Origin of the sequence: Citrobacter sp. Cpo071 (assembly GCF_030332765.1) — a bacterium.
Lineage (GTDB): Bacteria > Pseudomonadota > Gammaproteobacteria > Enterobacterales > Enterobacteriaceae > Citrobacter > Citrobacter portucalensis.
This window is the reverse complement of sequence record NZ_JAOWHE010000071.1, coordinates 1-12520: the sequence shown is the minus strand read 5'-3', so window position 1 is coordinate 12520 and position 12520 is coordinate 1. Positions and strand designations below refer to the sequence as shown.

The window sequence follows — 12520 nt, the reverse complement described above, 5'->3', positions numbered from 1 at the left end:
TGGCGGGTGCGCCAGCAGCTGCCTGTCGGAGTCGGGCCTGACGACCGGATGCCGCCAGGCAGCCGGGAGCCGAAGGTGCGTCCGGCAGACAGAACAACACTGCAGTAGTCAGAATCAGAGCAGCAGATAAAGGAACAACAACAACATCAGGAACAGTTCCATAACATAAGAAAGAAACACTCCTGAGTCAGACACATCACAGACGGGAAGGGTAACGGGCGACGCGCCAGCGTGGCCCGCTTCCCTTCCGGCAGGCGTCAGCCTGCCAGGGGTTTTCGCGCGGGCTGACAGGCGGCCTCCACCGCCTGCCCCTGTATCACCTGTTTCTGCTGCCCTGTAAGATGTAGTGACCGCCCAGGAAAACCGCCTGCTGATTCGCCACAAAATCGCAGATTTCATCAACAATCTGCGCGGTGGTGAGCGGTTTCTGCCCCATTTCACGACGCCGCGCATTAATCACGGCCCTGTAATTACGCAGAATTTCGCGGGTTTCCGTGCTGATATTCATGACATCGTCTCCCCGTCCAGCGCCTGCAACACAACGTCCATTGCTTCGCGTTCCTCCCTGACGAATGCGTCACCGTCGCCCCCGTTCTCACTCCCGACGGCATACAGGCGCTTCATTTCACTGCCTGCCAGCGCCATCACTTTTTCCAGCATCACCGCCGGGACTGTCACCTGACGGCTGGCGTGCTTTTCCTCCATCAGTTCACGAACAACGTCGTGAACAACGCTGACATCCGCACCATGCTCAAAGGCATCGTCCAGCCGCTGCATGACGGTTTCCAGCTCATCGTCTGTCAGACTCCAGTCCTGGGCTATGTGACGCACATCCCCACGGGCCAGCACCACGGCAAAAACGCATTCACTGTCCGGCACGTCTGTATCCAGCACTTCGCGGATAATTTCTTTAACAGTACAGTACATGTTCTCGTCTCCTTTACAGGGGCGGCATTGCCGCCCCGTCCGTTAATCAGTCCAGCGCCGCATAAATCGCGTTACATTCGGGGTGAAATTCGATGTGGCTCCACAACTGCGCATCGCGCATCCTGTACAGGTGAGTCAGCCCTGCGCTACCGCTGTCGTGGTACAGCCACAACTGGCGGTTAATCACAAGGGAGGTCAGGATGATGCCTGCGGCATCAGCACTCACGGTACGGTCAAACCAGTTTTCACCGTTAACCAGATGAAAACGGTCGCCATCCGGCATCATGTAACCGCCACCGTCCGGCAGGCGGATGAAGTGCCAGAATCCGCCTTCATATTCCGGCATCATTTTTTTCGCCAGCGCGTACACAGATGCCTCGGCATACAGAAAATCCAGGCCAAACAGGTAAGGCAGAAAGGAGAGACGGTCGCACTCTTCAACGTTCAGAGTGACAGGTTTCGCATATTGCATGATGTTTTCCTCCGTTGTTCACATATTCCGCGACACCGGGCGGTGCCGTGCCTCCATCTTTGCCGGGCCTGCAGGGTTGCAAGGGCGCAAGGGAAGCCGCAGCCTGACGCACACGGCTGGCGGGAGTTGGAGGGTGAGACCGCGAAATCTGAGCGGGTGAACGACCGGAAAATCACGGCAGACGGGAAGGAGGGACCGGGTGACCGCAGCGGTTCACCTTACCTTGCAACCCGCCCGCAGAAGCCCGGCTACGATGGAGGCACGGCACAGCCCGCACACGACGCTGAGGCCACATAACTGAAAACCCACAAGGCCATGCCCCGCATGGCCGGGTAAAGCGGAGCCTGCGGCGACATCCTTTTGCTCTTTCCGGGGACCGGCTGGAAAAGGCGGAGATTTTTCCCCGCCAGCGTCATCATTTCCGGATTTTCGCCAGTGCATCCGCCATGCTGCGGATTTCATCCCGTGCCTCCAGAACAACCTCCCGCAGAATATCCCGGTCAAACCAGCGACGGGACGGTTCATCCGGTATACGCAGCACATCACAGACCAGACCACTGGACAGGATATGCTCCACACACTCACTGACCAGATACATTTCCACCGCCGAAAAACGTGCTCCCCGGTTCAGGATAGCATCGAGCACCACGGGCAGATTTTCGTCATCTTCATCAAGCCAGCAGGGGTAATCGCTTTCCTTCACAACCAGACGAAAGCGGCGCGTCTGGCGGGTCAGCAACGTCTGACCGGTGGTGGTCAGCGCCGCACAGATACGCCGCGCATCTTCTGCCACCCGGCAACTGACACTGCATACTGCATCGCGCACCGCATCAAGAACCGCCCTGATTTCTTCCTCCGTCAGCCATTCACCGGCATACGGGAAAGACACCTGCGTTCCGTCTGCCGGAAGTACCGGCAGCGACTGCCACTGACTACCGGACAGAACAAGTTCCGCTCCGGTTCCGGTCACTTTCTGAATGGCAGAGGCCAGGAGCGGCGGCAGTACGCCGCCGTGACGGTTGATAAGTAACGTCGCCAGCCGGGGCGCATCCAGCCGCACGTAAATGCTGATCCAGCCCGGATAGTGCGGATTCAGTTGTTCAATATCCGTCTCTTCCGGCCAGCCCTGCGCCAGCAGCAGGTTACGGGCGTGGCGATAAACCAGTGCATTCAGCGTTTTGTTCATGATTAATGGTCTCCCTGAATCGCCGCCCGAAAGCGGCGATAACATCAGTCGTTTTCGTGTGTGTTGTTTTTCAGCAGGGCGCGGGCCTGATTAACCACCGCCTGACGGCGGGTGACGCATTCCGGGACGGCGAGGCCATGATCCCGGGCGGCCCATTCACGTTTCCACAGTGCCTGTTCGGCGGTCTGAATCAGGGACGCCAGCAGTTCAGCCGGGACGGTCACCTGGCGGTTTTCTCTCACGTTATTGATGATCTCCATCGCCACGCCGGAAGAAATACCGGATTCAGTCCGCTGGTCTTCCGGGATGTCCTCCAGGCGCGCCAGGACAGTCCTGATTTCATGATCGGACAGGGAAATATCCATTCCGTCAGCGAGGGCCTGAATTTCTTCCGGGGACCAGATAACCAGCATCAGCGGCGTGTCTCCCGGATACTGCGCTGCCAGCTCCCGGCATAGCGTTTCGCATGTTCCGTACATTCTCGTCTCCTTCTCAATCTTTGAAGCAGGAATCCAGTTCCAGAATTTCGGTATACGCCTCCATGAACAGGCGATTGGCGCGATACAGCGTCTGGCGTGTCAGGCGTTCAACAAGCACATCGGAATCAAAGCGACAGCGATGCTCCATATCGTTCAGCCTGGCCCGAAGGTCACACATGGTGTTGGCCACCTCCGCCACGTCGGCGCGAAGTTTTTCGTGTCCGGCATAGTTCATTTACGCAGCCTCCGGTTCAAACCAGTTATCATTCGCGGCCCCCTGCTGCATGGCCCGTTGCACGGCGGCCAGTCGTTGCTGTCCGGCACGGTGATACTGTTCAAGCAGCTCGATACCGATATACCGGCGTCCGGACTGAAGGGCGGCGACGCAGGTTGAGCCGCTGCCTGCAAACGGGTCCAGCACAATCGCGTTCGGGTGTGTGAAGCTCTCAATCAGCGGTTGCAGGCTGGTAACGGGCTTTTCAGTCGGGTGATGACGATTGCCTGAATATTTCCAGCCCAGCACGTCGGGTAATGGCTTCTGAGGCAGCGCCGGACGTCCTTTTGCCAGGATGTAGGCGCATTCGTGGCGATAGCCCACATATGCGGCCTTCGATGTGTAGGTTTTGGTAAACACCAGGTGGCCAACCACGCTGAATCCCGCATTTTTCCAGGCGGTCATAAAGCGATCGACGCGGTTCCAGCCATAGAAGCTCACCATTAACGCGTCTTTTTTGAGTACGCGGTACATTTCATTACAGGCTGGTTGCAGCCATTCATCGGTTTTATCGCCGGCGATGGTGCGCCCGGAACGGTCACGGAAACCGACGAGATACGGCGGGTCGGTGAGGATGAAATCGACAGCATTGCCCGGAAACGTGGCCATAACACGCACGCAGTCACCCAGGATAAAACGGGACATAACAGCACTCCTTCTCTTACAGAGGGCACCGGGAGGGCACCCCTGTGGTGCCCGTTCCCCGCTGCCTGTGGGCTGTTCACCGCGTCCGGTAACGGGTCAGGCCGACCGTGGAATACCGCAGCCGTCGTCTTTTTGACGGCAAGGCTATGCCGCGAAAGCGGCTTGAAGGGCGTTCATCAGAAAAGGGCTCCCGGCTGGCGTACACTGTCACCAACGCCAGCCGGGAGCGGTAAAAGCGCCCGTCCCGTGCCCGGCCGGACGCGGGACACTGACCACAGGCAGCGTTCCTGCCGCGCCGCGTCAGCCGGCGCAGTAAAAAGAGGAGCCCGGCGACATCTTTTGTCACCCGCCAAACAAAACCCAAAAACAACCCACACCCAACCCAATAAAACACCAAAACAAGACAAATAATCATTGATTGATGGTTAAAATGGGGTAAACTTGACAAATAAACCCACTTAAAACCCAAAACATACCCAAATACACACCAAAAAAAACACCATAAGGAGTTTTATAAATGTTGGTATTCATTGATGACGGTTCAACAAACATCAAACTACAGTGGCAGGAAAGCGACGGAACAATTAAACAGCACATTAGCCCGAACAGCTTCAAACGCGAGTGGGCAGTCTCTTTTGGTGATAAAAAGGTCTTTAACTACACACTGAACGGCGAACAGTATTCATTTGATCCAATCAGCCCGGATGCTGTAGTCACAACCAATATCGCATGGCAATACAGCGACGTTAATGTCGTTGCGGTGCATCACGCCTTACTGACCAGTGGTCTGCCGGTAAGCGAAGTGGATATTGTTTGCACACTTCCTCTGACAGAGTATTACGACAGGAATAACCAACCCAATACGGAAAATATTGAGCGTAAGAAAGCAAACTTCCGGAAAAAAATTATATTAAATGGTGGGGATACATTCACAATAAAAGATGTAAAAGTCATGCCTGAATCTATACCAGCAGGTTATGAAGCTCTACAAGAACTGGATGAGTTAGATTCTTTATTAATTATAGACCTCGGGGGCACCACATTAGATATTTCTCAGGTAATGGGGAGATTATCAGGGATCAGTAAAATATACGGAGACTCATCTCTTGGTGTATCTCTGGTCACATCTGCAGTAAAAGATGCACTTTCTCTTGCGAGAACAAAAGGAAGTAGCTATCTTGCTGACGATATAATTATTCACAGAAAAGACAACAACTATCTGAAGCAACGAATTAATGATGAGAACAAAATATCAATAGTCACCGAAGCAATGAATGAAGCACTTCGTAAACTTGAGCAACGTGTATTAAATACGCTCAATGAATTTTCTGGTTATACGCATGTTATGGTTATAGGCGGTGGCGCAGAATTAATATGCGATGCAGTAAAAAAACACACACAGATTCGTGATGAACGTTTTTTCAAAACCAATAACTCTCAATATGATTTAGTTAACGGTATGTATCTCATAGGTAATTAATAATGGACAAGCGCAGAACCATTGCCTTCAAACTAAATCCAGATGTAAATCAAACAGATAAAATTGTTTGTGATACACTGGACAGTATCCCGCAAGGGGAACGCAGCCGCCTTAACCGGGCCGCACTGACGGCAGGTCTGGCCTTATACAGACAAGATCCCAGGGCCCCTTTCCTTTTATGTGAACTGCTGACGAAAGAAACCACATTTTCAGATATCGTGAATATATTGAGATCGCTATTTCCAAAAGAGATGGCCGATTTTAATTCTTCAATAGTCACTCAATCCTCTTCACAACAAGAGCAAAAAAGTGATGAAGAGACCAAGAAAAATGCGATGAAGCTAATAAATTAATTCAATTATTATTGAGTTCCCTTTATCCACTATCAGGCTGGATAAAGGGAACTTAATCAAGTTATTTCATTAGCAATGATTACATAAAATAAATACAGTGTCGTTATTATAAAATTATTTCACGGCACTTATAAAAAAACAGTACCAATAATCAAACCTGGTGAGTTCGCAATGTCTGGCAATAACGTTTTTGATGGGTTGTTTTCCAGCCCGGAGCGCGATATTGCCACCAGTCACAGAAACACCGAGAACACCAGATTTCAGCGGTCGCTGAATTTGAACGAGATCTTTTACTTGAACGAACTTATTCAGGGATAGCAAGAGCACGGGATGCAGGAAAACGTTTTGGTCGCCCACCGGTATTAAATGAAGAACAAAAACAGAAGGTACTCGAACGCATTAAGTCTGGGGCAAGTATAAGTGCTATTGCCAGGAAATTCCGAACCACACGGCAAACAATTCTGAGAGTTAGAGCGAAACAGCAAACTGTTACTGTATAGAAAATAGTCTTAGCGTGGGATTCCGTTTTCCAAGCGGACCCCAAGGAAGACTACATCGCGTTCATGCCGAAACCGAATGTAAGAACGGCATTGCATAATCTTGCAGTGGCGATCGAACATTACAATGAAAACCATCCGCACAGTGCGTTGGGTTATCGCTCTCCGCGAGAATATCGACGTCAGTGGGTAACGTTAACTTAAGATACAACCCCTGTCTGGAAATAAGGGGGCAAGAACACATTGACACTGTAAATATGGCATTATATAAAACTCCGCCCCAATAATGAGTTTCATTTGCATTACTCCCATTTGCTGGTCATCCACTCGCCTGTTTACAAGGATAGCGTTTAATGAAGAAGGTCCTTTGCGCGTTAGGCTTGATGTTCACCGCCGTCAGTTCCGCGCTGGCAACAACCTACCCCCTGACGATTGAAAACTGCGGCTATCAGGAGACCTTCACCCGGCCGCCGGAGCGCGTGGTCGCGCTGGGGCAAAATACGGTCGAAATTCTGCTGCTGCTCGGGCTGCAAAAGCAGGTGGTCGCCAGCGCCTTCTGGCCGACCAGCGTTTTACCGCAGCTGGCTGAGCAAAACGCGAAGATTAAAACCTTGACGGTGGAAATTCCGAGCCTGGAATCGGTGCTGGCGCAAAATCCTGATTTCGTTCCCGCCCAGTTGCCGCTGCTGCTGGGGCCGGAAAGCAAAGTCGCCAGGCGTGAAGATCTCGCCACCGTCGGCGTGAACAGCTACGTCTCACCGGGGATGTGCGCCACCAAAAAGGCCACCGGCGATATGTACGGCAGCCGGCAAAAGCTGTGGGATATGACCTGGCTGTATCAGGAAATTAGCGATTTTTCCCGCATTTTCAACGTCGAAGATCGTGGTCAGGCGCTGATTGCCGATTTCAAAAAACGTGAAGCCGACCTGCGCCAGGAGTTTGGTAAAAGCAAAAAGGATCTCTCCTTCGTCTTCTGGTTCTCCAGCGCCTCACCTTCGGCCGATGCCTATGTCGGCGGCAAAAACAGCGCCTCCGGATTTATCGCCAGCGTGCTGGGCGGACATAATGCGATTACCTCCGAAACCGAGTGGCCCACGGTGAGCTGGGAGAGCATTATTGCCGCCAACCCGGATGTGATCGTGGTCGCCAGCCTGGATCGTAACCGCTGGGCGCTGGATAAGGCCGAGGAAAAGATCAAATTCCTCAAAAGCGATCCCGCCGTCAGCCAGCTGGAGGCGGTGAAAAAAGGCCATATCGTGGTCATGGACGGTCAGGCGATGAATCCGACCATTCGCACGCTTTACGGCGCGGAGCAGGTGGGCGAGCAGCTGAGAAAAATGGGGCTGAACTGATGAGCGTCGCCGCGATTGAGACGCGCCGCAGCATACTGCTCACCGGCTGGTGTGTACTGGCAGCGATCGTGCTGGCGCTGGTGATCGCTGTGGGCGTCAGCGTTGGCGAGCTGGCCATCCCGCTGCAGAATGTCTTTTATGCTATCAGCAACAGAACCGGCTTAACCGCTGAGCCGCTCAACCGTATCTATGAGAGCGTTATCTGGGATTTCCGCCTCAGCCGCGCGCTGGTCGCCGCCTGCTGCGGCGCCGGCCTCGCTATCTGCGGTGTTGTGCTGCAAAGCTTGCTGAAGAATGCCCTCGCCGAACCCTACGTCCTCGGCGTCTCCGCCGGGGCCTCCACCGGCGCGGTGTCGATCGTGGTGCTGGGCCTTGGCGCTGGCGCAATTTCCCTCTCGGCAGGCGCCTTTGCCGGGGCCTTCGCCGCCTTCGCCTTTGTCGCCTTGCTGACTAACGGCGCGCGCGGCGGCAATGAGCGTACGATTCTTGCGGGCGTCGCCGCCTCGCAGTTATTTAACGCCATCACGGCCTATACCATCAGCACCTCCGCCAGCGCGCAGCAGGCGCGCGATGTGATGTTCTGGCTGCTGGGCAGCTTCAGCGGCGTCCGCTGGCCCGAATTCCAGTTGGTCATCGTGGTGGTGCTCGCGGGTCTGGCGGTCTGCCTGTGGTATGCCCGGGCGCTGGACGCGTTCACCTTCGGCGACGATGCCGCCGCCTCGCTGGGGATTGCTGTGCCGCGCGTGCGCCTGATCCTCTTCACCACTGCGGCGCTGATCACCGCCACCATCGTCAGCATGGCCGGCTCAATCGGCTTTGTTGGCCTGGTGGTGCCGCACGTGATGCGTTTCTTCTTTGGCCCACTGCACCGAACTTTGCTGATCGCCAGCGCGCTGGCAGGGGCGATATTGATGGTACTGGCGGACATTGCGTCGCGCCTGCTGATTGCCCCGCAAAGTCTGCCCGTTGGGGTAGTAACCGCCCTGGTTGGGGTGCCTTTCTTTGCCGTGATTATCTACCGCTCAAGGAATAAGTGATGAGTATTTGCGCTGAAAATATCACCTGGAAGGCAGGCAAAAAGGTCATCGTCAATAATGTCTCGCTGCGGGTGCCGCGCGGCGAAACGGTCGGACTGCTGGGGCCCAACGGCTGCGGCAAATCCTCGCTGCTGCGCGTTCTGGCGGGCCTGCGCCGCCCGGATGCAGGTCGCGTCACCCTCGACGGCCAGGATATCGCCCGGATGGCGAAAAAGCAGCTCGCCCGCCGCGTGGCTTACGTCGAGCAACACGGCATGACCGAGGCCAATATGCGGGTGCGCGACGTCGTGCGCCTGGGACGCATTCCCCACCACTCTCCGTTCTCAAACTGGAGCGCTCAGGATGACGAAGCGATTGCCGCCGCGCTGCAGCGGGTAGCGATGCTGGAGAAAAGCGAACAGGGATGGTTAAGCCTCTCCGGCGGCGAGCGGCAGCGGGTGCATATCGCCCGCGCGCTGGCGCAGAGCCCGAGCGAAATCCTGCTGGATGAGCCGACCAACCATCTGGATATACACCATCAGATGCAGTTAATGCAGTTGATCAGCGAGCTGCCGGTAACCAGCATTGTGGCCATTCACGATCTTAACCATGCCGCGATGTTCTGCGATTCGCTGATCGTGATGCAGCAGGGGCAGATCCTCGCCAGCGGGACGCCGGAGGAGATTTTGTCCGAAGCGCTGCTGTGGGACGTTTTCCGGGTGAAAACCAAAATCGAGATCTCCCCTTACCACGGCAAAAAGCACATTCATTTCATCGTTTAGGTTGGGCGGATATGCCTCTTTTCTCCCTGCGCCCTGCGGCAACCCTCTGGCCTCCGGTGTTACTGGGAAGCCAGTTCGTTTTTAATATTGGCTTTTACGCGGTCGTTCCTTTCCTCGCCCTCTTCCTGCGCGACGACATGCTGCTCTCAGGCGGACTTATCGGCCTGATCCTCGGGCTGCGTACCTTCTCCCAACAGGGGATGTTTATCCTCGGCGGGACGCTGGCCGACCGCTATGGCGCTAAGGCGATCATTCTCGCCGGCTGCGTCGTTCGCGTCGCCGGTTTTCTCCTGCTGGCGTGCGGGGCGTCGCTGTGGCCCATTATCCTTGGCGCCTGCCTGACCGGCGTCGGCGGCGCCCTGTTCTCCCCGTCGATAGAGGCCCTGCTGGCGCGGGCCGGTACCCACAGCCAGGCCAACGGGAAACGCAGCCGCGCCGAGTGGTTTGCGCTGTTTGCGGTATGCGGTGAACTGGGAGCGGTGATCGGCCCGGTGGCCGGAGGCGTGCTGAGCGGGATCGGCTTTCGGCATATCGCCCTCGCCGGCGCGGGAATATTTCTTCTGGCGCTGGCGGTGCTCTTTTTCGGTCTGCCCGCCGACGGGCACACGACAACAACGCGCAGACGAGTCCCATGGTGGACGCCTTTGCGCCAGCCGCGCTTTGTCGCGTTTATTCTCGCCTACAGCTCATGGCTGTTGAGCTACAACCAACTGTACCTCGCCCTGCCGGTGGAGATCCAACGTTCCGGCGGCCGCGAGCAGGATCTGGCGCCGCTCTTTATGCTGGCCTCGCTGTTGATTATCACCCTCCAGCTCCCTCTCGCCCGCTTCGCCCGGCGAATGGGCGCCGTGCGCATCCTGCCGGTGGGCTTTCTGCTGCTGTCGGCTTCCTTTGCCAGCGTGGCGTTATTCGCCGCCGCCCCACCCGCCGAAAGTTGGCTGCGGTTAATGCCGGCGGCTGGTTTTGTCACGCTGCTCACCCTCGGCCAGATGCTGTTAGTGCCCGCAGCCAAGGATCTGATCCCGCTGTTCGCCGAGGAGTCGACGCTGGGTGCCCACTACGGAGCGCTCGCCACTGCAGGAGGGTGCGCGGTGTTAGCCGGGAATTTACTGCTCGGTCATTTACTTGACCAGGCGCTCATTCCGTCGCCGCAGGCGGTTTATCCCTGGCTTCTGCTGGCGCTGTTTCCGCTGTGCAGCGCCGTCGCCCTGCGGGCGATCTGTCGCCCGCTGGCGGCAACATGACGCAGAGCGGGTAACAGCCCGCTCTGGAAGTGAACAGCTAGTATCCATATTTTCAGCTAATCCTTTAGCAAAGATCCTGGGGTCAGTTTGGATATCGAAAATTATTGTACGTTTAACGCACCATCATTAATGCTAATGTATGCATACATTAGCATTACCTAGATTCTACGTCAGTACTTCAAAAAGCATAATCAAAGCCTTGATAAATATGCATTCCTTCGAAATTCAGCTTTCACCCATTGGGTGAAAGAAAAGTGCTCAAAAATATGTTAAATTATCAGCTTTTATGACTCGATATATGGTAAAATAATAGTAAGAAAAGTAGTAAAAAGGGGTTCTAATTATGATTAATAAAATTGATTTCAAAGCTAAGAATCTAACATCAAATGCAGGTCTTTTTCTGCTCCTTGAGAATGCAAAAAGCAATGGGATTTTTGATTTTATTGAAAATGACCTCGTATTTGATAATGACTCAACAAATAAAATCAAGATGAATCATATAAAGACCATGCTCTGCGGTCACTTCATTGGCATTGATAAGTTAGAACGTCTAAAGCTACTTCAAAATGATCCCCTCGTCAACGAGTTTGATATTTCCGTAAAAGAACCTGAAACAGTGTCACGGTTTCTAGGAAACTTCAACTTCAAGACAACCCAAATGTTTAGAGACATTAATTTTAAAGTCTTTAAAAAACTGCTCACTAAAAGTAAATTGACATCCATTACGATTGATATTGATAGTAGTGTAATTAACGTAGAAGGTCATCAAGAAGGTGCGTCAAAAGGATATAATCCTAAGAAACTGGGAAACCGATGCTACAATATCCAATTTGCATTTTGCGACGAATTAAAAGCATATGTTACCGGATTTGTAAGAAGTGGCAATACTTACACTGCAAACGGTGCTGCGGAAATGATCAAAGAAATTGTTGCTAACATCAAATCAGACGATTTAGAAATTTTATTTCGAATGGATAGTGGCTACTTTGATGAAAAAATTATCGAAACGATAGAATCTCTTGGATGCAAATATTTAATTAAAGCCAAAAGTTATTCTACACTCACCTCACAAGCAACGAATTCATCAATTGTATTCGTTAAAGGAGAAGAAGGTAGAGAAACTACAGAACTGTATACAAAATTAGTTAAATGGGAAAAAGACAGAAGATTTGTCGTATCTCGCGTACTGAAACCAGAAAAAGAAAGAGCACAATTATCACTTTTAGAAGGTTCCGAATACGACTACTTTTTCTTTGTAACAAATACTACCTTGCTTTCTGAAAAAGTAGTTATATACTATGAAAAGCGTGGTAATGCTGAAAACTATATCAAAGAAGCCAAATACGACATGGCGGTGGGTCATCTCTTGCTAAAGTCATTTTGGGCGAATGAAGCCGTGTTTCAAATGATGATGCTTTCATATAACCTATTTTTGTTGTTCAAGTTTGATTCCTTGGACTCTTCAGAATACAGACAGCAAATAAAGACCTTTCGTTTGAAGTATGTATTTCTTGCAGCAAAAATAATCAAAACCGCAAGATATGTAATCATGAAGTTGTCGGAAAACTATCCGTACAAGGGAGTGTATGAAAAATGTCTGGTATAATAAGAATATCATCAATAAAATTGAGTGTTGCTCTGTGGATAACTTGCAGAGTTTATTAAGTATCATTGCAGCAAAGATGAAATCAATGATTTATCAAAAATGATTGAAAGGTGGTTGTAAATAATGTTACAATGTGTGAGAAGCAGTCTAAATTCTTCGTGAAATAGTGATTTTTGAAGCTAATAAAAAACACACGTGGAATTTAGG

16 protein-coding genes and 2 pseudogenes are annotated in these 12520 nt (G+C 52.6%); 10 read left to right on the top strand and 8 right to left on the bottom strand.

From position 1 onward, the window contains the following. Nucleotides 1-316: 316 nt before the first annotated feature. From OGY09_RS06540 to OGY09_RS06505, 8 genes are all read right to left on the bottom strand, one after another. Complete coding sequence (locus tag OGY09_RS06540) at nucleotides 317-508, bottom strand: hypothetical protein (RefSeq protein ID WP_001027516.1); 192 nt, start codon at nucleotides 506-508, stop codon at nucleotides 317-319. Next, nucleotides 505-927 carry a DUF1380 family protein gene (locus OGY09_RS06535; protein ID WP_015057114.1) on the bottom strand — a complete coding sequence of 141 codons (423 nt, stop codon included), beginning with the start codon at nucleotides 925-927 and terminating at the stop codon, nucleotides 505-507. The genes OGY09_RS06540 and OGY09_RS06535 overlap by 4 nt, the downstream gene beginning before the upstream one ends. Nucleotides 928-973: 46 nt before the next feature. Continuing rightward, on the bottom strand, nucleotides 974-1399 hold the full coding sequence (locus OGY09_RS06530) for an antirestriction protein (protein ID WP_001198895.1): 426 nt from the start codon (nucleotides 1397-1399) through the stop codon (nucleotides 974-976). A gap of 415 nt (nucleotides 1400-1814) precedes the next feature. Further along, nucleotides 1815-2585: a YubG family protein gene (locus tag OGY09_RS06525; protein WP_286590124.1), complete on the bottom strand. Its 771-nt coding sequence runs from the start codon at nucleotides 2583-2585 to the stop codon at nucleotides 1815-1817. Between the two features lie 44 nt (nucleotides 2586-2629). Next, nucleotides 2630-3064, bottom strand: a complete 435-nt coding sequence (locus OGY09_RS06520) for a DUF1380 family protein (RefSeq protein WP_000274485.1) — start codon at nucleotides 3062-3064, stop codon at nucleotides 2630-2632. 13 nt (nucleotides 3065-3077) lie between these two features. After that, nucleotides 3078-3299 carry a YubE family protein gene (locus tag OGY09_RS06515; RefSeq protein WP_001104873.1) on the bottom strand — a complete coding sequence of 74 codons (222 nt, stop codon included), beginning with the start codon at nucleotides 3297-3299 and terminating at the stop codon, nucleotides 3078-3080. After that, a complete protein-coding gene (locus tag OGY09_RS06510) occupies nucleotides 3300-3983 on the bottom strand; it encodes a DNA methylase (protein WP_015057116.1) in 684 nt (227 codons plus the stop codon). A gap of 76 nt (nucleotides 3984-4059) precedes the next feature. Continuing rightward, a complete protein-coding gene (locus tag OGY09_RS06505; protein ID WP_041031844.1) occupies nucleotides 4060-4353 on the bottom strand; it encodes a hypothetical protein in 294 nt (97 codons plus the stop codon). A gap of 147 nt (nucleotides 4354-4500) precedes the next feature. Between OGY09_RS06505 and parM the strand changes: the two genes are divergently transcribed. The 10 genes and pseudogenes from parM to OGY09_RS06460 all read left to right on the top strand — a co-directional run bounded on the left by parM (nucleotide 4501) and on the right by OGY09_RS06460 (nucleotide 12313). Beyond that, nucleotides 4501-5463 (top strand): plasmid segregation protein ParM, encoded by a 963-nt coding sequence (parM, locus tag OGY09_RS06500; RefSeq protein WP_015057117.1) that lies wholly within the window; start codon nucleotides 4501-4503, stop codon nucleotides 5461-5463. Between the two features lie 2 nt (nucleotides 5464-5465). Beyond that, complete coding sequence (locus OGY09_RS06495) at nucleotides 5466-5816, top strand: plasmid partitioning/stability family protein (RefSeq protein ID WP_001414994.1); 351 nt, start codon at nucleotides 5466-5468, stop codon at nucleotides 5814-5816. 105 nt (nucleotides 5817-5921) lie between these two features. Then, complete coding sequence (locus OGY09_RS25375) at nucleotides 5922-6134, top strand: hypothetical protein (protein WP_464350416.1); 213 nt, start codon at nucleotides 5922-5924, stop codon at nucleotides 6132-6134. Next, a pseudogene (locus tag OGY09_RS06490) lies at nucleotides 6074-6316 on the top strand (helix-turn-helix domain-containing protein); the annotation flags it as partial. The gene OGY09_RS25375 and the pseudogene OGY09_RS06490, both read left to right, overlap by 61 nt. Before the next feature lie 42 nt (nucleotides 6317-6358). After that, a pseudogene (locus OGY09_RS06485) lies at nucleotides 6359-6517 on the top strand (integrase core domain-containing protein); the annotation flags it as partial. A 149-nt stretch (nucleotides 6518-6666) separates the two neighbouring features. After that, nucleotides 6667-7665, top strand: coding sequence for a siderophore ABC transporter substrate-binding protein EitA (gene eitA / locus OGY09_RS06480; RefSeq protein ID WP_004175650.1), 999 nt, complete (start codon nucleotides 6667-6669; stop codon nucleotides 7663-7665). Next, nucleotides 7665-8702, top strand: a complete 1038-nt coding sequence (locus tag OGY09_RS06475) for a FecCD family ABC transporter permease (protein WP_001545318.1) — start codon at nucleotides 7665-7667, stop codon at nucleotides 8700-8702. Before eitA ends, OGY09_RS06475 begins: the two co-directional genes overlap by 1 nt. Continuing rightward, a complete protein-coding gene (gene eitC / locus OGY09_RS06470) occupies nucleotides 8702-9463 on the top strand; it encodes a siderophore ABC transporter ATP-binding protein EitC (RefSeq protein WP_000020504.1) in 762 nt (253 codons plus the stop codon). The genes OGY09_RS06475 and eitC overlap by 1 nt, the downstream gene beginning before the upstream one ends. 11 nt (nucleotides 9464-9474) lie before the next feature. Next, nucleotides 9475-10707 (top strand): MFS transporter EitD, encoded by a 1233-nt coding sequence (gene eitD / locus OGY09_RS06465; RefSeq protein ID WP_001128098.1) that lies wholly within the window; start codon nucleotides 9475-9477, stop codon nucleotides 10705-10707. Nucleotides 10708-11050: 343 nt separating this feature from the next. Continuing rightward, a complete protein-coding gene (locus tag OGY09_RS06460; RefSeq protein WP_000608644.1) occupies nucleotides 11051-12313 on the top strand; it encodes an IS1380-like element ISEcp1 family transposase in 1263 nt (420 codons plus the stop codon). Nucleotides 12314-12520 lie beyond the last annotated feature (207 nt).

Excerpts from the sequence above, each read along its gene's own strand:
- OGY09_RS06540 (WP_001027516.1), bottom strand. The coding sequence starts at position 508 with ATGAATATCAGCACGGAAACCCGCGAAATTCTGCGTAATTACAGGGCC.
- OGY09_RS06535 (WP_015057114.1), bottom strand. The coding sequence starts at position 927 with ATGTACTGTACTGTTAAAGAAATTATCCGCGAAGTGCTGGATACAGAC.
- OGY09_RS06530 (WP_001198895.1), bottom strand. The coding sequence starts at position 1,399 with ATGCAATATGCGAAACCTGTCACTCTGAACGTTGAAGAGTGCGACCGT.
- OGY09_RS06525 (WP_286590124.1), bottom strand. The coding sequence starts at position 2,585 with ATGAACAAAACGCTGAATGCACTGGTTTATCGCCACGCCCGTAACCTG.
- OGY09_RS06520 (WP_000274485.1), bottom strand. The coding sequence starts at position 3,064 with ATGTACGGAACATGCGAAACGCTATGCCGGGAGCTGGCAGCGCAGTAT.
- OGY09_RS06515 (WP_001104873.1), bottom strand. The coding sequence starts at position 3,299 with ATGAACTATGCCGGACACGAAAAACTTCGCGCCGACGTGGCGGAGGTG.
- OGY09_RS06510 (WP_015057116.1), bottom strand. The coding sequence starts at position 3,983 with ATGTCCCGTTTTATCCTGGGTGACTGCGTGCGTGTTATGGCCACGTTT.
- parM (WP_015057117.1), top strand. The coding sequence starts at position 4,501 with ATGTTGGTATTCATTGATGACGGTTCAACAAACATCAAACTACAGTGG.
- OGY09_RS06495 (WP_001414994.1), top strand. The coding sequence starts at position 5,466 with ATGGACAAGCGCAGAACCATTGCCTTCAAACTAAATCCAGATGTAAAT.
- eitA (WP_004175650.1), top strand. The coding sequence starts at position 6,667 with ATGAAGAAGGTCCTTTGCGCGTTAGGCTTGATGTTCACCGCCGTCAGT.
- OGY09_RS06475 (WP_001545318.1), top strand. The coding sequence starts at position 7,665 with ATGAGCGTCGCCGCGATTGAGACGCGCCGCAGCATACTGCTCACCGGC.
- eitC (WP_000020504.1), top strand. The coding sequence starts at position 8,702 with ATGAGTATTTGCGCTGAAAATATCACCTGGAAGGCAGGCAAAAAGGTC.
- eitD (WP_001128098.1), top strand. The coding sequence starts at position 9,475 with ATGCCTCTTTTCTCCCTGCGCCCTGCGGCAACCCTCTGGCCTCCGGTG.
- OGY09_RS06460 (WP_000608644.1), top strand. The coding sequence starts at position 11,051 with ATGATTAATAAAATTGATTTCAAAGCTAAGAATCTAACATCAAATGCA.